Raw genomic sequence first — 20,817 nt, 5'->3', positions numbered from 1 at the left:
ATGCCCGTCGAGACAAAAACAACCTGCCCCTATTGCGGCGTCGGCTGCGGCGTTATCGCCACGGTGGCCAATACCGGCACGGTCACCGTAAAGGGCGATCCGGAGCATCCGGCCAATCTTGGCCGGCTCTGTTCCAAGGGGTCGGCGCTTGCCGAAACGATCGATCTCGACGGGCGACTTCTCTATCCCGAAATCGGCGGGAAGCGGGCGGATTGGGACACGGCGCTGGATCTGGTGGCGGCAAAATTCTCGCAGACGATTGCCGAGCATGGACCAGATTCCGTCGCCTTCTACGTCTCCGGCCAGTTGCTGACGGAAGACTATTACCTCGCCAACAAGCTGATGAAAGGGTTTATCGGCTCGGCCAATATCGACACCAACTCGCGGCTGTGCATGGCCTCGTCGGTGGCCGGGCACCGTCGCGCATTCGGGTCGGACACGGTGCCCGGCACTTATGAAGACCTCGAACTCGCCGATCTGGTCATCCTCACCGGCTCGAACTTGGCATGGTGCCACCCGGTTCTCTACCAGCGACTGGCTGCGGCGAAAACGGCGCGGCCAGACATGAAGATAGTCGTTATCGATCCGCGCCGAACGATGACCTGTGACATCGCCGACTTGCATCTGGCGATCAGGCCCGACGGCGATGTGGCGCTGTTTCTGGGCCTGCTGGCGCATCTTGCAAAAAGCCCGGCACTGAACCCCGATTACGTGACGGCCCACACCCAGGGGTTTGGCGCGGCAGTCTCAGCTGCCGCGATGCTCTCCATGCCAGCGCTCACGGAACGCACAGGCCTGACACCGGAGGAATTACAGCGGTTTTTCCACCTGTTCGAGACCACCGAAAAAACCGTCACCTGCTACAGCCAGGGTGTCAATCAGTCGTCTTCCGGCACCGACAAGGTGAACGCCATCATCAACTGCCATCTGGCGACCGGGCGGATCGGCCGACCGGGCATGGGGCCGTTTTCGCTGACCGGCCAGCCGAACGCCATGGGTGGCCGCGAGGTGGGTGGGCTCGCAAACATGCTGGCCGCCCATATGGCCATCGAAAACCCGGAGGACCGCGACCGGGTGCAGCGCTTCTGGGCTTCTCCGACGATCGCGACAAAACCCGGCCAGAAGGCGGTCGATATGTTCAAGGCTGTCGCCGACGGCCGCATCAAGGCTTTGTGGATCATGGCGACCAACCCGGTCGTTTCCATGCCGGATGCCGATGCGGTCAGGGCAGCGATCGAAGCCTGCCCCTTCGTCGTCGTGTCGGACATCTTGCGCGAGACCGACACGACCCTACATGCACATGTGCTGCTGCCATCGCTCGGTTGGGGCGAAAAGGACGGCACCGTCACCAATTCCGAACGGCGGGTTTCACGGCAACGTAGCTTTCTGGCATCCCCCGGCGAGGCAAAGGCAGACTGGTGGCAAGTGGCCGAAATCGCCCGGCGTATGGGCTTTGACGGCTTTGCCTACACGACGCCAGTGCAGATTTTTGCCGAACACGCAGCGCTATCGGCCTTCGAGAATGATGGTAGCCGTGATTTTGATATCGGCGCCTACGCCGACATGGATGCAACGGCCTACGGCGAGCTCAAGCCATTCCAATGGCCACAGCCGACCGGCAGAGTAAGGCAAGAAACCCGTTTTTTCGCCGATGGCGGCTTTTACCATGCCGATAACAAGGCGCGTTTTATTGCCGTGGAGGCGCCGGTCGAAACGGATCGAAGGGATGCCCGATACCCGCTGACGCTCAATACCGGCCGCATCCGCGATCACTGGCACACGATGACACGGACAGGAAAGAGTGCTCGGCTTTCCGCCCATATCGCAGAACCTTTTGCCGAATTTCATCCACGTGATGCGATGGACATCGGCCTCCGCCCCGCCGATCTGGTCAAACTCGAAAGCCCGCACGGCACGGTCATCACCCGTGTTCTTGTGAGCGAACGACAGGCGCGCGGCGACGTTTTCGTTCCCATGCACTGGAACGACCAGTTCGCTGCCACGGCGCGGATCGACACGCTGGTGTCACCGCTGACCGATCCGGTCTCCGGCCAGCCCGCTGCAAAAAATGTCGCGATTGCCGCACGTAGATTTGAGGCGGAAGTTTACGGTTTCGCGGTTTCCTCTGCGAAACCCGTCGCCCTCTCGGCCGATTATTGGGCGATCGCCAAGGCGGAAGGTGGCTGGCGCGCAGAACTGGCATTTCAGGAACCTGTCGAGGATTGGACGAGGTGGTGCCGCGCGGCGTTCGGCATCTCGGCCGGTATCGAGCCGCTCGGTTATGCCGATCGACAATCCGGCGAACAGCGTCTGGCCTTTTTCGATGGTGAAAGGCTGCTGGCCACCATTTTTCTCTCGCGCCAGCCGGTCGCCGTCGCGCGCAACTGGGCAGTCGGCCAGTTGCAGTCGCCCCATTTCGACCTGCGCAAGCGCTTTGCCATTATCGCTGGCCGACCCGGAGCGGACCAGCCCGATCCCGGCGCCACCGTCTGCTCCTGTTATTTGATCGGCGTCAATCGCATCATCTCCGCCATTCGCGGCGGCTGCCACAGTGTCGAGGCCGTCGGCCGCGAAACCAATGCCGGAACGAACTGCGGCTCCTGCCGCGCCGAAATCAGGGGGATCATCGATGGATGTCTTGCAGCCGCCGCGGAATAAAACACCGGCGCGAATGGCGCCTTTGGCAAAGCTGCCCGTCTTCTGGGCGCTGGAAGGCCGTCGTGTCATCGTTGCCGGCGGATCGGAGGCCGCCGCATGGAAAGCCGAACTGCTGGCCGCTTGCGGTGCGCACGTCCATGTTCATGCCGCAAGCCTCTCTGAGACATTCGCGACCCTGATCCCGCGTGGTACGGATCATCCGCAGGGCTGTCTCATCCATTACCATACGGAATGGACAGCAGCCGCCTTCGAAGGTGCCACACTGGCCATTGGCGACTGCGAAACCGAGACAGAGGCGCAAGCCTTTTTCGACACCGCGCGCGAAATGGGCGTGCCGGTCAATGTGATCGACAAACCTGCCTTCTGCCAGTTCCAGTTCGGCTCGATCGTCAACCGTTCGCCGGTCGTGGTCTCGATCTCGACGGATGGCGCAGCCCCCATCCTCGCACAGGCGATCCGGAGAAAGATCGAGACATTGCTGCCGCTATCGCTCAGGGGCTGGGCCGAAATGGCCCAGCGGCTGCGGGAAACCATCAATGACCGGCTTCAGCCCGGTCCTCAACGACGCGCATTCTGGGAACGTTTCGTCGATCGTGCCTTTCGTGCTGCACCGGATGCGAGCAGCGAAGCCGCGGTTCTGGACGACGCCATGCATGGCGCGGCACCCGCGCAAGACAGGGGACAGGTGACACTCGTCGGTGCCGGCCCGGGTGATGCTGAATTGCTGACCCTGAAGGCCGTGCGCGCCTTGCAGGCCGCCGATGTCATCCTCTTCGATGATCTGGTGTCGGACGAAGTGCTGGAACTTGCCCGCCGCGAGGCAAAACGCATGCTGGTCGGCAAGCGCGGCGGCCGGGAAAGCTGCCGTCAGGACGATATCAACGACATGATGCTGACGCTGACCAAGGCCGGAAAACGCGTGGTACGTCTGAAATCCGGAGACCCGATGATTTTTGGCCGTGCCGGTGAAGAAATTGCGTGCCTGCAGGATGCCGGCATTTCCGTCGATGTCGTGCCGGGCATTACAGCCGCCTGCGCCATGGCTTCACGTCTCGGCATATCTCTCACGCATCGCGATCATGCACAATCGGTGCGTTTTGTCACCGGGCACTCCCGCAAGGGCGTCCTGCCGGATCATCTGGATTGGGCAGGGCTTGCCGACCCGCATACAACAACAATTTATTACATGGCCGGCCGGACAGCCCGCGAACTTGCCGAAAAGCTGCAGGATGCCGGCCTTTCCGCCAACACGCCGGTAGCCATCGTGCAATCACTGACACGCGAAAACGAAAAGAGATGGCTAGGAAATCTGGGTTCGCTGAGCGCGGGGATGCGCGATATCGGCTTTGACCAACCCGTCCTTGTGGGGGTCGGCGCCGTATTTCATGACCAGATGAGACATACCGATTTCCGTATCGCTCAGTCGCACTGCTGAGTGGGACTGTAATCCTTGGCCATGCTTTTTGTCTTTGCTTTAGCTTCCGAATGCCACGCTCGGTAGGCTTTTCATGGTGAGTTGAACTTGGGTGGAGCGAGCCACGCCATATGACCGACTGCGGGGTTGACGCGCCGCCCATTGCAGATGCCGTCGTTGGAGACAGCGGCCAAATAGCCCGAGGGCTAACGTATGTTCATGTGTGTGCAGTTCGGCAGATAAGGGTCGGAACTCCTGCCCCCTCCACCCTTTGAAAAGCCTTGGAGTGGAGAATTTTTCGGGAACAGGTCGTGACCCGCTCACCGCGACTATGCCGGTCTGAAGCTCGTCACCACGGCGGGATCGGTTTCGATATACCCTGCCCCGATCAGATCGAGGCAATATGGTATCGCCGGAAAAACGGCGTCCAGAGACATTTTTATGGCCGCTGGTTTGCCCGGTAGATTAAGAAAGAATGTTTTTCCGCGTGTACCGGCTGTCTGACGGGATAGGATGGCTGTCGGGGTCTGTTTTAACCCTTCACGCCGCAGTAACTCACCGAAACCCGGCAATTCTTTTTCCAGCACCTGCGCCATCGCTTCCGGTGTCTGATCGCGCGGCGATGGGCCCGTACCGCCGGTGGTCAACACAAGTTCCGCACCCTGGTTGTCACTCAGATCGACAAGCGTATCGCGGACCGACATCACGCCATCCGCAATGACCACCCGCGTCAGTTCATAAGGGCTGGTGATTGCCGCCCTCAGCCAGGTCTCGATCGCAGGTCCGCTGATATCTTCGTAGACACCACGGCTGGCGCGATCCGAAATCGTCACGACAAAAATTCTCATCTCAGCATCCGTCAATCAGCGGCGCGAGCGCGTGGCTTACCAAAACCCAATTGTCTTCGAAATGCATAAAATATGATCTACAATCACAAAAAAAAACCCTGTCGACCGATGAAACGCAAACCGGAACGCTTATAAATTCAGCATTTTGTCATTTCACATTGCTCTGGATCAAAGAGGCCTGGGCGCGTTTTGCATAAACCATAAGCAAATGTCTTCGATCCGTACGAAGTGGATGCCTGCATGAACGACACCAGAACACTAGCGGAGAAAGCCAGTTTCCGCCAACGGCGCCGCCGCGAACTCCTGACTTTCGTGGTGCTTGCGTTTGGAATCTGGCCTGTCGTCGCCGTTGGCACCGTCGCCAGCTATGGCTTCATGGTTTGGGCTTACCAGATCGTCTACGGCCCGCCCGGCCCGCATGACATCACGCCTGCCCGCCCGAATTCAGCGGAATGACGGCCATGGGTCAGGTCGCCAGCACACGTCGTGGTTTTTTGACCGGAAGCGCCTTGCGTCACCGGCAAGGTTATTATCCGCCGGGCGTCACGAATGCATCCATCGGCAATTGTTCCGGTTGCGGCGAATGTGCCGAAGTCTGTCCGACCAAGGTCATTCTGATGCGCGACGGCGTGCCGACGGTCGATTTTCAGGCCGGAGAATGTACGTTTTGCGGCAAGTGTTCCGCGCGATGTCCCGAGCGGGTTTTCCCGCCTGAACCTGCCGCATCGTTCGCCCATCACGCGATGATCGCCGACAACTGCCTGGCCTTGAATTTCGTCGATTGCCAAGCCTGTCGTGATGCGTGCCCGACAACGGCCATCCGCTTCAAGCCACGGCTGGGCGGGCCTTTCGTGCCCGTGCTCGACACCGATCCCTGTACCGGATGCGGCGCCTGCATATCGGTGTGCCCCACCCAGTCCATCACCATGACGGCAAATACAATGGAGGTGGCGCATGCGTGAGCCGCAGCATCACATATCGAGCGCGGTCGTCGTCGTGCGGCCAGAAGCGGTCGAACGCATGTCCGCAGCACTCACGGAGATCGAAGGTGTCGAGGTTCATGCCACCGGTGTCGGCAAGATCGTCGTCGTCATCGAGGGGCCAAGTTCCGGCTTCCTTGGCGAAACACTGATTGGAATTTCGGCGATGGACGATGTCATCGCCGCACACATGGTTTTCGAACAGACAATGGCAGAGAAGGAGATGTCGGATGACGGCAGAACTCACGCGGCGTGATGTGTTGAAGGCACAGGCGGCTGCGATCGCAGCCTCGACCGCCGGCATCGCCATGCCGGCTGCGGCTCAATCCGTGCCCGGCGGCGTGGCATCGCTGGAGATCAAATGGTCGAAGGCACCCTGTCGTTTCTGCGGCACCGGCTGCGGTGTCATGGTCGGCGTCAAGGAAAACCACGTTGTCGCTACCCATGGCGACATGGAGGCAGAAGTCAATCGCGGCCTCAACTGCGTCAAGGGCTATTTCCTCTCGAAGATCATGTACGGCAAGGACCGTCTGACGACCCCGCTTTTGCGCAAGCGCAACGGCGTGTTCGACAAGGAGGGTGAATTCGAACCCGTCACCTGGGAAGAAGCCTTCGATATCATGGCCGAAAAGGCCAAGAAGACCTTGAAGGAAAAAGGTCCGACGGCGCTTGGCATGTTCGGCTCCGGCCAGTGGACGATTTTCGAAGGGTATGCCGCCACCAAGCTGATGCGCGCCGGTTTCCGTTCGAACAATCTCGACCCCAATGCCCGCCACTGCATGGCCTCTGCGGCCTACGGCTTCATGCGCACCTTCGGCATGGACGAGCCGATGGGCTGCTATGACGATTTCGAGCATGCCGACGCCTTCGTGCTGTGGGGCTCGAACATGGCGGAGATGCATCCGATCCTGTGGACGCGTCTGGCCGACCGTCGCCTCGGCCATGAGCATGTGAAGGTTTCGGTCCTCTCGACATTCACCCATCGCAGCATGGACCTTGCCGACATTCCGCTGGTTTTCAAACCCGGCACGGATCTGGCGATCCTCAACTATATCGCCAATCACATCATCCAGACCGGCCGCGTGAACCAGGCGTTCATCAACAAGAACACCAAGTTCATGCAGGCAAGGACCGATATCGGTTACGGCCTGCGCGCCGAACATCCGCTGGAAGTCAAGGCAACCGGCGCCGCCAAGGCTGCCGAAATGACGCCGATCGATTTCGAGGCGTTCAAGAAGCATGTTTCCGAATATACGCTCGACAAGGTCGCGGAACTCGCCGGCGTCGACAAGGGTTTTCTGGAACAACTGGCGGAACTTTACGCCGACCCGAAGATCAAGGTCATGTCGCTCTGGACCATGGGCTTCAACCAGCATGTGCGTGGCGTCTGGGCCAACCAGATGGTCTACAACATCCATCTTCTGACCGGTAAAATCTCCGAGCCGGGCAACAGCCCCTTCTCGCTGACAGGCCAGCCTTCGGCCTGCGGCACCGCTCGCGAGGTCGGCACATTTGCACACCGCCTGCCGGCCGACATGACGGTGACCAACCCGGAACATCGCAGCCATGCCGAGGAGCTTTGGAAGATCCCGCACGGCATCATCCCGGAAAAGCCCGGCTACCATGCGGTTGAGCAGGATCGCATGCTGCATGATGGCAAGCTGAACTTCTATTGGGTTCAGGTGAACAACAACATGCAGGCCGCTGCCAACAATAGCAACGAGGCCTATCTCGGTTACCGCAATCCAGAGAATTTCATCGTCGTCTCGGATGCCTACCCGACCGTGACCGCCATGACCGCAGACCTGATCCTGCCAGCCGCGATGTGGGTAGAAAAGGAAGGCGCCTACGGCAATGCCGAACGTCGCACCCATGTCTGGCATCAGTTGGTCAATGCACCGGGCGAGGCCCGCTCCGACCTGTGGCAGTTGGTGGAATTCTCCAAGCGCTTCATCACCGAAGAGGTCTGGCCGCAGGACATTCTCGACCAGAACCCCGACTACAAGGGCAAGACACTTTACGAGGTCCTGTTCCAGAACGGTCAGGTCGATCGGTTCCCGGCCAGCGAGATATCGCCGGATTACGAGAACCGCGAGGCCAAGGCTTTCGGGTTCTACCTGCAGAAGGGTCTGTTCGAGGAATATGCCAGCTTCGGTCGGGGGCACGGCCACGACCTTGGCCCGTATGACCTCTACCATCAGGTTCGCGGCCTGCGCTGGCCGGTCGTCAACAACCAGGAGACCAAGTGGCGTTACCGCGAAGGTTACGACCCTTATGTGAAGGAAGGCGAAGGCGTCAAATTTTATGGCCAGAAGGATGGCCGCGCCGTCATTCTAGCCGCGCCTTACGAGCCACCGGCAGAATCGCCGGATGACGAATTCGGCTTCTGGCTGGTGACTGGCCGTGTTCTCGAGCACTGGCATTCCGGCTCCATGACCATGCGCGTGCCCGAGCTTTACAAGGCATTCCCAGGCGCCCGCTGTTTCATGAACGGCGACGACGCACGCCGCCTCGGCATCAATCAGGGCGGACAGGTGAAAATCCAGTCACGGCGCGGCGAAATCATCAGCCGAGTGGATATCCGCGGCCGTAACCGCATGCCGCACGGCGTGATTTTTGTCCCGTGGTTCGACGCCAGCCAGTTGATCAACAAGGTCACGCTCGACGCCACCGACCCCATTTCCAAACAGACGGATTTCAAAAAATGCGCAGTCAAGATCCTTCCCGTCGCCTGAGCCGGCGTCTCTGGACACTTTTCGCGCTCGCCCTGTGTCTGGTAACGGGCACGGTGGCGATTGCGCAGACTGTCCCGCAACTATCAGGCCGCCCGAGCCCGATGGAAAACACCGGTGCGGAACCACTGCCGCGCTGGATCGTCGACGACATACAGCGGATGCGTAACTATCCGGACCAGCCACCGGTCATTCCCCATTCGATCGAGGGTTACCAGCTTTCGGTCAACACCAATCGCTGCATGTCCTGTCACCGGCGCGAAATGACCGAAGGTTCGGGCGCTCCGATGATCAGCGTTACCCATTACATGACACGTGAAGGCCAGATGCTCGCCGACGTTTCGCCGCGTCGCTATTTCTGCACGGCATGCCACGTGCCTCAGGCCGACACGCGCCCGCTGGTTCCCAACATGTTCAAGGACATGAGCGAGCTCGGCTTCAAACCGGCAGGATCTGGCCAATGATCGGAAAATGCAAAGCGATTCTTCTGTGGGTCTGGCGCGTTCTTTCCACGCCCGCAGGCACCCTCAGCCTCGGTTTCCTGACACTCGGCGGTTTCGTCGGCGGCATCATCTTCTGGGGTGCGTTCAACACGGCGCTGGAAGTGACCAACACGGAAGCGTTCTGTGTCGGCTGTCACGAGATGAAGGATAACGTGTATGAGGAGATGACGCGAACCGTGCATTTCTCCAACCGTTCGGGCGTGCGCGCATCCTGCCCGGATTGCCATGTCCCGCACCAGTGGACAAACAAGATCGCCCGCAAGATGCAGGCATCGAAGGAAGTCTGGGGCAAGATTTTCGGCACCATCAATACCCGCGAAAAGTTCCTCGATCATCGGCTTGAACTCGCCCAGCACGAATGGGCACGTTTGAAGGCAAACGACAGCCTGGAATGCCGCAACTGCCATTCGTCCATTGCCATGGACTTTACCAAGCAGACAAAACGTGCGGCCGAAATTCACACACGGTATCTTCTGACCGGCAAGGCGACATGTATCGACTGCCACAAAGGCATTGCGCATGAGTTGCCGAACATGGAAGGTGTCGATCCGGGCTGGAAAGTGCCTGCCGAACTGATGGGTAAGGCAGGAACTCACGGCCTGCAGGATACAGACCAGCTTGCGGCGTTTCTTGAGGGTGTGGAAGGCTGACGATATCAGAGTGATTGCAGATCGCCCGCCAACCAAAAGGCCACGATTTTATTATCGACGGCACACCGACCGTACGTGTCAAGGCATATGAGCGTAACGGGTGCATAGGCTTTGCAAGCAGCCAGCGATGGCAAGGAGACCGAACTTTATTCGACGTTGCTTTCTGTCTCGCAACCGCCGTTTAGCCTGTTTCTGGTTTCCTTGCAAAATCGCGGTTTGACCAGCGGGCTCAGCAAGGTGTTGGGCTTCATTTCCCTGAGCGTTCTCTGTTTCCCGACCGCTTTGACCGAAACATCCTCAATGTCCAATAAAGTTCGCGTCCCAGCTCCGTGATTGCATCATCCGCCCCTGACGGATTCCCGCCAGACCAGATCAGGGGTCATTCTGCAGAACCGACCACTATCCGTCATTGGCTGGCTCAGCCATAAAACGGCTTCCTCGGCAATGCGGTCCACCGGTTGGGCAAACGTGGTGAGCTGATAGGATGACCAGGAGGTTTGCTCGATATCGTCGAAACCGACGACACAAAGATCATCCGGCACGGCCAGCTTGAACTGGTGGCGGGCAGTGTCCATCAGGCCGCAAGCCAGTAGATCGTTGGCGCAGAAAATCGCATCGGGTCGGACCTCCCGCGTCAACAATCGCTGCGCCAGAACGACGCCGCTCTGGTAACGTGTCGCCCCGAAACGTTCGACGATCACATCCACGCCGAATTCCCGTCCAGCAGCACAAAACCCCTCTTCTCGAGCCATCAGGCTGGGGGTTCCGACATCGGAATTGGCGAAAGCGAAACTGCGACAGCCGGCGCGCTGGAACGCGATAAAGGCTTGTCGCGCAGCCTCCTGGTCACGCAGATTTATCATCAATGCCCCTGCACGCTCCTCGTCGCGATTGATGAGAACAAGTCGCTGACCGCTTTTCACACACAGATCGGTAATCGATTTCTCCGGCATTCCCGACAGGACGATAGAGGCATCGGCACGATAGCTGATGGCAAGTTTCAGGGCTTCGTCGACGCTTCTATCCGATCGATCCGTATTGATCAGCATGGCAATTTTCGACGCATTTTGAAGATGCCGGGAGATCGCCCGGATCAGGCTCGCCCGGTAAGGCGTATCCATCTCCGAGACGATGAGACAGACAAGGCCGCTTTCGTTGCGCATCAGCCCGCGAGCGAGATGATTGACGTGATAACCCAGCGCTTCAGCCGCTTCCAGGACGCGGCGACGCGTCTCCGCCGACACGCTGGCGCCGGGCGTGAACGTGCGCGAAACGGCCGAGCGCGACACCCCTGCCCTGTCCGCCACTTCCTTCGCGCTCACGAATATTTTCTGGCTCACGTGCAGCCTCCTCCGCTTTAAGTGCCTCTTTTTGCAAGCGAGTGCAACATCCGTGTGACAGGCCTTCGTGACATTTCATGATTCTGTACGGTATTTACGTGTTGACAATTCCCATAAACGCATGGAACCATTGCACACGCTTGCAAAAGCGGGACGATGTGGAGGCATCGTCGGAAATCTGGGAGGATTGTCATGCGTCTTGCTTTGATGGCATCGGTCGCGTTTGCCGGCCTGATGATGAATGCGTCGGCGACCAAAGCCGCCGAAGACCTCAACCTAATATGTTCCGCCGATGTGGTTATCTGCGAAATGATGCAGCAGATGTTCGAGAAGGACACCAGCATCAAGGTCAACATGGTGCGCCTGTCCTCGGGCGAAACCTATGCCAAGGTGCGCGCCGAGGCCCGTAACCCGAAAACCGACATCTGGTGGGCCGGCACCGGCGATCCGCATTTGCAGGCCGCATCCGAAGGACTGACCCAGGAATACAAGTCGCCGCATCTCGATGAATTGCAGGACTGGGCGAAAAAGCAGGCGGAAAGCTCCGGTTACAAGACCGTGGGCGTTTATGCCGGCGCACTGGGCTGGGGCTACAATACCGATCTCTTCAGCCGAAAAAATTACAAGGAACCCAAATGCTGGGCCGACCTGCTGGACCCTGCCCTGAAGGGCGAGATCCAGATGGCCAACCCGAACTCTTCGGGCACCGCCTATACGGCGCTGGCGTCGCTCGTTCAGATCATGGGCGAAGACAAGGCCTTCGATTATCTGAAACAGCTCAACGCCAATGTCTCGCAATATACCAAATCCGGCTCGGCGCCGGTGAAGGCGGCGGCGCGTGGCGAAACCGGCCTCGGCATCGTTTTCATGCATGATGCCGTCGCCCAGACGGTCGAGGGTTTTCCGATCAAGTCGGTCGCTCCTTGCGAAGGCACGGGTTACGAGATCGGATCGATGTCGATCATCAAGGGTGCCCGCAATCTGGACAGTGCCAAAAAATGGTATGACTGGGCGCTGACGGCGCAAGTGCAGTCGCACATGAAGGAGGCCAAATCCTTCCAGCTGCCGTCGAACAAAACGGCGGAAGTTCCCAAGGAATCGCCGCGCTTCGAAGACATCAAGCTGATCGATTACGACTTCAAGACCTATGGCGACCCGACCGAGCGGAAGAAACTGCTCGAACGCTGGGACAAGGAAATCGGCGCCAACGCCAACTGATCCCATCCGTCTTTGCCGCGCTTCGGCTGGCCGTGGCGCGGCATGATCGACTTGTCACGTGATGAGGTCGCATCGAACCATGCACAATCGCAATCGCAGACTGGATATCGTGCTGGCCCTTGGGCTTGCCGCCATGGTGTTTTTGCCGTGGTATCGCATCGAGCAGGGCTTTTATGCCTTCACATGGCTCTCGGATTTTCCGGGTGAGCCGGAGGCGGCACCCGGCATCCTGCAGATCCTTCTGCATGGCCGGGTCTGGCTGATCGCCGTTCTGATCGCCTATGGTCTTGCGCTTGGCGCCCGTTTGACAGTCGATCCGATGCGGCGCGGAAAACTGCTCGCTTTTTCCGGCGGTTTCGGCGTGCTTTTCCTCGCACTGCAAGGGTTGGCAATCGGCAGCACCGGTTTCACCTGGACGATCAGCGAAACCATCTTTGGTCAGCTTGCCGACGGCCAGCAATCGATGGGGGCTGGCGCCGTTCTCTCGGCCATCTGCTTCGTGCTGATGTTTTCCTTCGGTCTTGCCGAACGCGGTGTCATGCGCGGCGATGCCTTCGTGGTCGCCACCATTTCCATGCTCGTCTTTCTCGTCGCGGTCTTCGTGTTTTATCCGATTGGTTCGATGTTTATCGGCGCCTTTCAGGATTTCGACGGCTCCGTGAACTTCGACGGCTTTTCCCGCAATTTCGTCGATCCGTCGATCTGGAGCCTCGATTGCGTCATTGGCGGGGCACGTTGCGGCGTGGCATGGCGCACGCTGTTTCTCGCCATCATGACGGCGGCGGGTTCCACCGCACTTGGTCTCGCCTTCGCGCTGGTCGCCACCCGCACCCGCTTTCCGTTCAAGAAAGGCCTGCGGCTGCTCACCATCCTGCCGATCATCACGCCGCCCGTCGTCATCGGCCTTGCGCTGACACTTCTGTTCGGTCGCGCCGGTATCGTTACGCAGGGCCTGTCCTCCACCTTCGGCATCGAGCCGAGCCGCTGGCTTTACGGCCTGACCGGCATCTGGATCGCGCAGGTCCTGTCGTTCACACCGATTTCCTTCCTCGTGCTGATCGGTGTCGTCGAAGGCGTGAGCCCATCGATGGAAGAAGCGTCGCAGACCTTGCGCGCCAACCGCTGGCGGACCTTTTGGCGCGTGTCGCTGCCGCTGATGAAACCCGGTCTCGCCAACGCCTTCCTGATCGGCTTCATCGAAAGCATGGCCGATTTCGGCAATCCGCTCGTGCTCGGCGGCAGCCACGGCGTGCTGTCGACGGAAATTTTTTTCTCCGTTGTTGGTTCCCAAAACGATCCGGCCCGCGCCGCCGTGCTCGCCATGATCCTGCTCGGCTTCACGCTGTCGGCCTTCCTTGCGCAGCGCATCTGGCTGTCGGGCAAAAATTTTGCCACCGTCACCGGCAAGGGTGACAGCGGCGCGCATATCGCCCTGCCCCGGCCGCTGTCGATCGGCGTGCATGCCGTGGTCATTCCGTGGATGATCTTTACGCTCGTCGTTTACGGCATGATCCTGTTCGGTGGCTTCGTCAAAACATGGGGTCTTGATAACAGCCTGACGCTTGCCCATTACGCCAAGGCCTTTTCCATCACCTTCCGCGATGGATCGCTGGTCTGGACCGGGGTTGCCTGGAACTCGTTCTGGACGACGATGGAGATCGCCCTGATCGCCGCGCCGCTGACGGCAGCCGTCGGTCTCGCCACCGCCTATGTCATCGTGCGGCAAAAATTCGCCGGGCGCGAACTGTTCGAATTTGCGCTGATGATGAGCTTTGCCATTCCCGGCACGGTCATCGGCATCAGCTACATCATGGCCTTCAACCTGCCGCCGCTGGAAATGACCGGCACGGCGCTGATCCTGATCGCCTGCTTCGTGTTCCGCAACATGCCGGTCGGCGTGCGCGGCGGCATCGCGGCGATGAGCCAGCTTGACAAGAGCCTCGACGAAGCCTCGATGACATTGCGCGCCACCAGTTTCCGCACCGCCCGCAAGGTCATCCTGCCGCTGCTGCGACCGGCGATCACGGCAGCCCTCGTCTATTCCTTCGTGCGCGCCATCACCTCGATCAGTGCCGTCGTTTTCCTTGTCAGCGCCCAATACAACATGGCCACATCCTACATTGTCGGTCTGGTTGAGAACGGCGAATACGGCGTCGCCATCGCCTATTCCTCCATGCTGATCGTGGTGATGATCACCGTTATCACCGGTTTCCAGCTTCTGGTCGGCGAACGGCGGCTGCGGCGCGAAACCCGTGTCGCCGGTCTCAACCAGCCGCCCCTTCCCGTCATCTCCGAGGAGAAAACCGCATGACCCGAAATGCCGGTTCGGTCACATTCCAGAATGTCCGCAAGACGTTTGGCGCATTCACCGCCATCGCCGACCTATCGCTGACGGTGGAGCCCGGTACGCTCGTGACGCTGCTTGGCCCTTCCGGCTGCGGCAAGACGACGACCTTGCGCATGCTGGCAGGTCTCGAACACCCGACCGCCGGCAGCATCCTGATCGGCGGCAAGGATGTGACCATGCTGCCCGCCAACGAGCGCGACGTCTCCATGGTGTTCCAGTCCTACGCGCTGTTTCCGCACATGAACTCGCTCGACAATGTCGCCTACGGGCTTGAATCCTCGGGCTTGCCGAAAAAGGAAGCGCGACAGAAGGCCGAGCACGGCTTGGAACTCGTCGGCCTTGCCGGCATGGGCGGGCGGCTTCCGGCCGAACTATCCGGCGGCCAGCAACAGCGTGTCGCCGTCGCCCGCGCGCTGGTTCTCGAACCGCAGGTGCTTCTGCTGGACGAGCCGCTGTCCAATCTCGATGCCCGCCTGCGCCGGCGGGTGCGCACCGAAATCCGCGAGCTTCAGCAGAGGCTGCAATTTACCGCCGTCTATGTCACCCATGATCAGGATGAGGCGCTGGCCGTCTCCGACCAGATCATCGTGATGAAGGATGGCGAGATCGCCCAGCAGGGTTCTCCGCGTGAACTTTACGAGGCGCCCGCCTCGCCCTTCATCGCCGATTTTATCGGCGAGGCCAATGTCGTGCCTTGCGAGGTCATCGATATAAGCGGCAACGAGGCAACGATCAGCATCGAGGGTCTGCAACATATGGTGCCGGCACGCGGTGCGCGGCCCGGCAAAAGCCAGCTTGCGGTGCGCCCCAGCGCCATCACGCTGGAGCCGGCGGAGACGGCCGCCTTTCCCGGCCGGATCAGCCATGCCGCCTATCTGGGTGATCATATCGAATACGAGGCGGAAACGAGCGGCGGGACCTTGTTTATCGTGGACCCGTCGGTCGACCGCCCTCTCGCACCCGGCACCAATGTCGCGATCGGCTTCAAGAACCGCGGCATCGCCATCATCGCGCAGTGACGCGCCTTCAACCTTTCAAAGGACGGATTGCCCATGACAGCAGAAGACGAAGAGATCATCGCGCGCTGGAAACTGGCGGAACGGATCGCCGTCGAGGCCGGCAGCCACGCGCTCGGATATTACAATCGCCGCGAGACATTGGTGATCGAAAGCAAGGGCGATCCGCAGGATGTCGTATCGATCGCCGATCGCGAGGTCGAGGAACTGATCCGCAGCCGCACCGGCGAGGCTTTTGGCGCGGATGGTTTTCTCGGCGAAGAATATGGCCTGACCGGCGGCAATAGCGGCTTTACCTGGGTGGTCGATCCGATCGACGGCACCAGCCCCTTCGTGCATGGCATGCCGAACTGGTGTGTTTCGATCGCCGTCCTCTACAAGGGTGAGCCGGTCATCGGCGTCATCCATGTCCCGTGCCATGACGAACTCTATTCCAGCGCGCTCGGACAGGGCGCGACGCTGAACGGCAAGCCGCTGAAACTTGGGCAGCAAAAGACCATACGCAACGCGGTGACCGGCATCGGCGCAAACCATCATGTGACGCCGCAATCGGTCGCCAAGATCGTCGAGGACCTGCTGGCAAGCGGCGGCAATTTCGTGCGGCTCGGCTCCGGCGCGCTGATGCTGGCCTATGTCGCCGCTGGCCGCCTTGTCGGCTATTATGAGCCCTACATGCATGCCTGGGATTGCCTCGGCGGCTATTGCCTCGTGCGCGAGGCGGGTGGCTGGTTTCTACCGTTCCCGAGCGATGGCGAGCGGCTGACCAAGGGCGCACCGGTTCTGGCAACCGGCCCCGGCGCGACTAACGACCTTCAACGCATCGCCGGCATCGAACAGACAGGCGTCGCCGCCGCGTGACGGCATCGAGAATGCCGAGACCGGGGAGGGTCTCGGACAATACCGCCGGACGGCGGCAGGATTATTCATGGAAAGGGAGGAAATCGACCATGAAAACCGTTTTCGCATCAGTTCTTTCAACCGCAGCCTTAACGCTGATGGCATCAAGCGCGCTCGCCGCCACGGAAATCTCGTGGTGGCACGCCATGACCGGCGCCAATAACGAGGTCGTCGATCAGCTTGCCAAGGAGTTCAACGAGAGCCAGGCCGATTACAAGATCGTGCCGGTGTTCAAGGGCACCTATCCGGAAACGCTGAATGCCGGCATCGCCGCCTTCCGCGCCAAGCAGCCACCGGCCATCATGCAGGTCTTCGATGCCGGCAGCGGCGTGATGATGGGCGCTCAGGGCGCCATCGTGCCGGTCGCCGATGTGCTGGAAAAAGGCGGCTTCAAGTTCGACAAGGCGCAATATCTGCCCGGCATCGTCGCCTATTATTCCAAGCCCGACGGCACGATGCTGTCCTTCCCCTACAACTCGTCCTCGCCGATCCTCTATTACAACAAGGACGTGTTCGAGAAGGCTGGCCTCAACGCCGACACACCACCGAAAACATGGGGCGAAGTGTTCGAGGCGGCCAAGAAGATCAAATCCAGTGGGGCGGCCAATTGCGGTTTTACCTCGACATGGCTGACCTGGATCCAGACCGAAAACTTTGCCGCCTGGAACAATCTTTCCTATGGCAGCAATGAAAACGGCCTTGGCGGCACGGACGTCAAGCTGGCGTTCAATGCCGAGCCGTTCGTCAAACATTTCCAGTCGATTGCCGATCTCGCCAAGGATGGCACGTTCCGTTATGGCGGCCGCACATCGGAAGCCAAACAGCTATTCACCTCCGGTGAATGCGGCATCCTGACGGAATCGTCGGGCGGTCTTGGCGACATCATCAAGTCCGGCATGAAATACGGCATTGGCCAGCTACCCTATGTCGAAGGCGAAGGCCGGCCACAAAACACCATTCCGGGCGGGGCGAGCCTCTGGGTGTTCGCGGGCAAGAGCGATGCCGAATACAAGGGCGTCGCCACCTTCTTCAACTTCCTGTCGCAGACCAAAATCCAGGCCCGCCTGCATCAGGTCTCCGGCTACATGCCGGTGACGATGGCGGCTTATGAAGAGACCAAAAAATCCGGCTTCTACGACAAGAACCCCGGCCGCGAGACCCCTCTTCTGCAGATGATGGGCAAGCCGCCGACCGAAAACTCCAAGGGCGTGCGTCTCGTCAACCTGCCGCAGGTGCGTGACATCATGAACGAGGAATTCGAGTCCATGCTGGCCGGCAAGCAGGATGCCAAGGCGGCGCTCGACAAGGCCGTCGAACGCGGCAATGCGGCGATCCAGCAGGCCATCGGCAACTAAGCAATCTCCAGCCGTCCGCATGTGACCCCGCATGCGGACGGTGTTCCCGTGATCCGAGGAGCCTGCCCGTGCAAAGCACCGTCTTTCCGAACAAGATCCTTCCCTATTTTCTGGTCGCGCCGCAGATCGTGCTGACCATCGTGTTTTTCTTCTGGCCAGCCAGCCAGGCGCTTTACCAGTCGGCCATGCGGGAAGACCCTTTTGGGCTGCAGAGCACTTTCGTAGGGCTCGCCAATTTCACCACGATCCTGTCGGACGCCAACTATCTGCATGCGCTGCGCGTCACCGTCGTTTTCAGCGTGGCGACCGCACTGCTCTCGATGGGCATCGCGCTGCTTCTGGCGACAGCGGCCGATCTCGTCGTGCGCGGCAAAGGATTTTACCGCACGATGATGATCATTCCCTATGCTGTGGCCCCCGCCGTCGCCGGCATGTTGTGGCTGTTCATGTTCAACCCGGCTATGGGTACGTTCGCCTATATTTTACGACGCAACGGCATCGCATGGGATCCGCTTCTGAACGGCGATCAGGCCATGGCGCTGGTGGTCGTGGCCGCTGCATGGAAACAGATCAGCTACAATTTCCTGTTCTTCGTCGCGGGTTTACAGGCAATCCCTAAATCGCTGCTGGAAGCGGCCTCCATCGATGGCGCGCGCGGGTCCCGGCGCTTCTGGACCATCGTCTTTCCGCTTCTCGCGCCCACCACCTTTTTCCTGCTGGTCGTCAATACCGTCTACGCGTTTTTCGACACCTTTGGCATCATCCATTCCGTCACCGGCGGCGGGCCTGCAAAGGCCACGGAAACGCTGGTCTATAAGGTCTATAACGATGGTTTCGTGAACCTCAATCTCGGCTCGTCGGCCGCCCAGTCGGTCATCCTCATGGTCATCGTCATTGCGCTGACCGCCTTCCAGTTCCGCTTCGTCGAGCGGCGCGTGCATTATGGGTGAGGTAAAACCATGATCGAAAATCGCCCCATAGCCAGCCTGATGGCGCATCTGATGCTGATCCTCGGCATCATCATCGTCGCCTTCCCGATCTATTACACGTTCATCGCCTCGACGGCGCCGTCCGGCGCCATCATCCGGCCGCCGCTGTCGCTGCTTCCCGGCGGGCACATGATGGAAAACTATTCGGAATCCATTTCCGGCGGCGTCGAGCGTGTCGTCGGCGTAAGTCTCGAAAGGCTGCTGTTCAACAGCTTTGTTGTCGCGGTAGCGATTGCTATCGGCAAGATCATCATCTCTTTCCTGTCCGCCTTCGCGATCGTGTTTTTCCGTTTTCCCTTCCGCATGGGCTTTTTCTGGATGATCTTCATCACGCTCATGCTGCCGGTGGAAGTGCGCATCCTGCCGACCTACAAGGTGATCGTCGATCTCGGCCTGCTGAATACCTATGCCGGATTGACCCTGCCGCTGATGGCATCGGCAACGGCCACCTTCCTGTTCCGGCAGTTTTTCCTCACCATTCCCGGCGAGATGCTGGAAGCGGCGCGCATCGACAATGCCGGTCCGTTCCGCTTCATGAAGGATATCCTTCTGCCGCTGTCGATGACCAATATCGCGGCGCTGTTCGTGATCCTCTTCATCTACGGCTGGACGCAATATCTCTGGCCACTGCTCGTCACCGACAGGGCTGAGATGAACACGATCATCATCGGCCTGCGCCGCATGGTGGATTTCGCAGATGCCTCGACGCCGTGGAACTACGTGATGGTGACGGCGATCCTGGCAATCATTCCTCCCGTTATCGTCGTGGTGCTGATGCAGCGCTGGTTCGTCAAGGGTTTGGTGGAGACCGAAAAGTAATGGCTACGATTGAACTGAAAGACGTCCGCAAGGTCTATGGCACCAATATCGAGGCCATCAAGGGCGTGTCTCTCGACATCAAGGATGGCGAGATGATCGTTCTGGTCGGCCCGTCCGGCTGCGGAAAATCGACGCTTCTGCGCATGGTGGCGGGGCTGGAAAGCATAACGTCCGGCGACGTCACCATCGCCGGACGCCGCGTGAATAATCTCGAACCGTCGGAACGCGATATCGCCATGGTGTTCCAGAACTATGCGCTTTATCCGCACATGACAGTGCGCCAGAACCTCGCCTACGGCCTGAAAAACCGCAACACGCCAAAAGACGAGATCGACCGCCGTATTACCGAAGCGGCGCGTGCGCTGGAAATCGAACAGTTTCTCGAACGAAAACCGCGTCAGCTTTCCGGCGGTCAGCGCCAGCGTGTGGCCATGGGCCGCGCCATAGTGCGCAAGCCGGCGGCTTTCCTGTTCGACGAGCCGCTGTCCAACCTCGATGCAAAGCTACGTGTGCAGATGCGGGTGGAAATCCGCCGTCTGCAACGGTCGCTCGAAACCACATCCATCTATGTCACTCACGATCAGATGGAGGCGATGACGCTGGCCGACCGGCTGGTCGTGCTCAATGCCGGGCGCATCGAACAGGTCGGCACGCCGATCGAACTTTATGAAAAACCGGCCACCACATTTGTCGCCACCTTCATCGGTTCGCCATCCATGAACCTGATGCCGCTGGCCGGCAAAAAGGGAACGGGCGTTAACTGGCCCGCCAACGTGGCCACGATCGGCATCCGCCCGGAAGACCTCGTGATCGCCGATACCGTTGCGGGGAGCGGTTTTCGCGCAAACGTGCAGGTCATGGCGGTCGAACTGGTCGGCGCGGAAAGTTATGTCCATGGCGTGACGGAGGATGGCAGCGCCATCGTGTTCCGCGTACCCGGCCGCTCGGTCATCGCCATCGGCGAAACGCTGTCGCTTACTGCCGCAGCGGATCGTTTTCACCTGTTCGACGCCGAAGGCCGGCGTGTGGATACATGAGCCCCGCGAACAAC

18 protein-coding genes are annotated in these 20,817 nt (G+C 59.8%); 16 read left to right on the top strand and 2 right to left on the bottom strand.

The features are described 5' to 3' along the window. Together J2T09_RS06545 and cysG are read left to right on the top strand one after the other, a co-directional pair. Positions 1-2,658 carry a nitrate reductase gene (locus J2T09_RS06545; RefSeq protein WP_306832397.1) on the top strand — a complete coding sequence of 886 codons (2,658 nt, stop codon included), beginning with the start codon at positions 1-3 and terminating at the stop codon, positions 2,656-2,658. Continuing rightward, positions 2,630-4,093 carry a siroheme synthase CysG gene (cysG, locus tag J2T09_RS06540; RefSeq protein WP_306832395.1) on the top strand — a complete coding sequence of 488 codons (1,464 nt, stop codon included), beginning with the start codon at positions 2,630-2,632 and terminating at the stop codon, positions 4,091-4,093. The genes J2T09_RS06545 and cysG overlap by 29 nt, the downstream gene beginning before the upstream one ends. 308 nt (positions 4,094-4,401) lie before the next feature. Here the strand turns inward: cysG and mog are convergent, their stop codons facing one another. Then, positions 4,402-4,920: a molybdopterin adenylyltransferase gene (gene mog / locus J2T09_RS06535; protein WP_306832394.1), complete on the bottom strand. Its 519-nt coding sequence runs from the start codon at positions 4,918-4,920 to the stop codon at positions 4,402-4,404. 240 nt (positions 4,921-5,160) lie between these two features. Between mog and napE the strand changes: the two genes are divergently transcribed. The 6 genes from napE to J2T09_RS06505 are packed head-to-tail and all read left to right on the top strand — an operon-like array spanning position 5,161 to position 9,785. After that, entirely contained in the window at positions 5,161-5,376 is a 216-nt protein-coding gene (gene napE, locus J2T09_RS06530) for a periplasmic nitrate reductase, NapE protein (protein ID WP_306832392.1), read from the top strand. A 5-nt stretch (positions 5,377-5,381) separates the two neighbouring features. After that, positions 5,382-5,882: a ferredoxin-type protein NapF gene (napF, locus tag J2T09_RS06525; protein ID WP_373458386.1), complete on the top strand. Its 501-nt coding sequence runs from the start codon at positions 5,382-5,384 to the stop codon at positions 5,880-5,882. Beyond that, positions 5,875-6,156 (top strand): chaperone NapD, encoded by a 282-nt coding sequence (locus tag J2T09_RS06520; protein ID WP_306832387.1) that lies wholly within the window; start codon positions 5,875-5,877, stop codon positions 6,154-6,156. Before napF ends, J2T09_RS06520 begins: the two co-directional genes overlap by 8 nt. Beyond that, positions 6,131-8,635: a periplasmic nitrate reductase subunit alpha gene (napA, locus tag J2T09_RS06515; protein WP_306832384.1), complete on the top strand. Its 2,505-nt coding sequence runs from the start codon at positions 6,131-6,133 to the stop codon at positions 8,633-8,635. The genes J2T09_RS06520 and napA overlap by 26 nt, the downstream gene beginning before the upstream one ends. Next, positions 8,605-9,096 carry a nitrate reductase cytochrome c-type subunit gene (locus J2T09_RS06510; RefSeq protein WP_306832383.1) on the top strand — a complete coding sequence of 164 codons (492 nt, stop codon included), beginning with the start codon at positions 8,605-8,607 and terminating at the stop codon, positions 9,094-9,096. The genes napA and J2T09_RS06510 overlap by 31 nt, the downstream gene beginning before the upstream one ends. Continuing rightward, a complete protein-coding gene (locus tag J2T09_RS06505; protein WP_306832381.1) occupies positions 9,093-9,785 on the top strand; it encodes a cytochrome c3 family protein in 693 nt (230 codons plus the stop codon). Before J2T09_RS06510 ends, J2T09_RS06505 begins: the two co-directional genes overlap by 4 nt. Positions 9,786-10,123: 338 nt before the next feature. On the opposite strand, the gene J2T09_RS06500 is transcribed toward J2T09_RS06505, so the two are convergent. Next, the gene (locus J2T09_RS06500) at positions 10,124-11,125 is read right to left on the bottom strand and encodes a LacI family DNA-binding transcriptional regulator (RefSeq protein WP_306832379.1); all 1,002 of its coding nucleotides are present in this window, start codon (positions 11,123-11,125) and stop codon (positions 10,124-10,126) included. Positions 11,126-11,317: 192 nt separating this feature from the next. Here J2T09_RS06500 and J2T09_RS06495 point away from each other — a divergent pair, with 192 nt between their 5' ends. The 8 genes from J2T09_RS06495 (at position 11,318) to J2T09_RS06460 (ending at position 20,803) form a co-directional block, all read left to right on the top strand. Then, positions 11,318-12,343 (top strand): ABC transporter substrate-binding protein, encoded by a 1,026-nt coding sequence (locus tag J2T09_RS06495; RefSeq protein WP_306832377.1) that lies wholly within the window; start codon positions 11,318-11,320, stop codon positions 12,341-12,343. 79 nt (positions 12,344-12,422) lie between these two features. Beyond that, positions 12,423-14,654, top strand: a complete 2,232-nt coding sequence (locus tag J2T09_RS06490) for an ABC transporter permease (RefSeq protein WP_306832375.1) — start codon at positions 12,423-12,425, stop codon at positions 14,652-14,654. Next, the gene (locus J2T09_RS06485) at positions 14,651-15,709 is read left to right on the top strand and encodes an ABC transporter ATP-binding protein (RefSeq protein WP_306832373.1); all 1,059 of its coding nucleotides are present in this window, start codon (positions 14,651-14,653) and stop codon (positions 15,707-15,709) included. The genes J2T09_RS06490 and J2T09_RS06485 overlap by 4 nt, the downstream gene beginning before the upstream one ends. Before the next feature lie 33 nt (positions 15,710-15,742). Further along, a complete protein-coding gene (locus tag J2T09_RS06480; protein ID WP_306832371.1) occupies positions 15,743-16,564 on the top strand; it encodes an inositol monophosphatase family protein in 822 nt (273 codons plus the stop codon). A gap of 89 nt (positions 16,565-16,653) precedes the next feature. Then, a complete protein-coding gene (gene ugpB / locus J2T09_RS06475; RefSeq protein ID WP_306832369.1) occupies positions 16,654-17,958 on the top strand; it encodes a sn-glycerol-3-phosphate ABC transporter substrate-binding protein UgpB in 1,305 nt (434 codons plus the stop codon). A gap of 68 nt (positions 17,959-18,026) precedes the next feature. Continuing rightward, the gene (gene ugpA, locus J2T09_RS06470; RefSeq protein WP_306832367.1) at positions 18,027-18,908 is read left to right on the top strand and encodes a sn-glycerol-3-phosphate ABC transporter permease UgpA; all 882 of its coding nucleotides are present in this window, start codon (positions 18,027-18,029) and stop codon (positions 18,906-18,908) included. A 9-nt stretch (positions 18,909-18,917) separates the two neighbouring features. Then, a complete protein-coding gene (ugpE, locus tag J2T09_RS06465; protein WP_306832365.1) occupies positions 18,918-19,766 on the top strand; it encodes a sn-glycerol-3-phosphate ABC transporter permease UgpE in 849 nt (282 codons plus the stop codon). Continuing rightward, positions 19,766-20,803 (top strand): sn-glycerol-3-phosphate import ATP-binding protein UgpC, encoded by a 1,038-nt coding sequence (locus tag J2T09_RS06460; protein WP_306832363.1) that lies wholly within the window; start codon positions 19,766-19,768, stop codon positions 20,801-20,803. Before ugpE ends, J2T09_RS06460 begins: the two co-directional genes overlap by 1 nt. The last annotated feature ends 14 nt before the right edge of the window (positions 20,804-20,817 follow it).

Origin of the sequence: Neorhizobium huautlense, assembly GCF_030811685.1 — a bacterium.
GTDB lineage: Bacteria > Pseudomonadota > Alphaproteobacteria > Rhizobiales > Rhizobiaceae > Neorhizobium > Neorhizobium huautlense_A.
This window is presented reverse-complemented; position numbering and strand designations above follow the sequence as displayed.

What these genes read in the sequence shown, in the direction of transcription:
- napA (WP_306832384.1), top strand. Translation starts at nt 6,131, where the DNA reads ATGACGGCAGAACTCACGCGGCGTGATGTGTTGAAGGCACAGGCGGCT.
- cysG (WP_306832395.1), top strand. Translation starts at nt 2,630, where the DNA reads ATGGATGTCTTGCAGCCGCCGCGGAATAAAACACCGGCGCGAATGGCG.
- napE (WP_306832392.1), top strand. Translation starts at nt 5,161, where the DNA reads ATGAACGACACCAGAACACTAGCGGAGAAAGCCAGTTTCCGCCAACGG.
- ugpB (WP_306832369.1), top strand. Translation starts at nt 16,654, where the DNA reads ATGAAAACCGTTTTCGCATCAGTTCTTTCAACCGCAGCCTTAACGCTG.
- mog (WP_306832394.1), bottom strand. Translation starts at nt 4,920, where the DNA reads ATGAGAATTTTTGTCGTGACGATTTCGGATCGCGCCAGCCGTGGTGTC.
- napF (WP_373458386.1), top strand. Translation starts at nt 5,382, where the DNA reads ATGGGTCAGGTCGCCAGCACACGTCGTGGTTTTTTGACCGGAAGCGCC.
- J2T09_RS06495 (WP_306832377.1), top strand. Translation starts at nt 11,318, where the DNA reads ATGCGTCTTGCTTTGATGGCATCGGTCGCGTTTGCCGGCCTGATGATG.
- J2T09_RS06490 (WP_306832375.1), top strand. Translation starts at nt 12,423, where the DNA reads ATGCACAATCGCAATCGCAGACTGGATATCGTGCTGGCCCTTGGGCTT.
- J2T09_RS06510 (WP_306832383.1), top strand. Translation starts at nt 8,605, where the DNA reads ATGCGCAGTCAAGATCCTTCCCGTCGCCTGAGCCGGCGTCTCTGGACA.
- J2T09_RS06545 (WP_306832397.1), top strand. Translation starts at nt 1, where the DNA reads ATGCCCGTCGAGACAAAAACAACCTGCCCCTATTGCGGCGTCGGCTGC.
- ugpE (WP_306832365.1), top strand. Translation starts at nt 18,918, where the DNA reads ATGATCGAAAATCGCCCCATAGCCAGCCTGATGGCGCATCTGATGCTG.
- J2T09_RS06520 (WP_306832387.1), top strand. Translation starts at nt 5,875, where the DNA reads ATGCGTGAGCCGCAGCATCACATATCGAGCGCGGTCGTCGTCGTGCGG.
- J2T09_RS06485 (WP_306832373.1), top strand. Translation starts at nt 14,651, where the DNA reads ATGACCCGAAATGCCGGTTCGGTCACATTCCAGAATGTCCGCAAGACG.
- J2T09_RS06480 (WP_306832371.1), top strand. Translation starts at nt 15,743, where the DNA reads ATGACAGCAGAAGACGAAGAGATCATCGCGCGCTGGAAACTGGCGGAA.
- J2T09_RS06460 (WP_306832363.1), top strand. Translation starts at nt 19,766, where the DNA reads ATGGCTACGATTGAACTGAAAGACGTCCGCAAGGTCTATGGCACCAAT.
- J2T09_RS06505 (WP_306832381.1), top strand. Translation starts at nt 9,093, where the DNA reads ATGATCGGAAAATGCAAAGCGATTCTTCTGTGGGTCTGGCGCGTTCTT.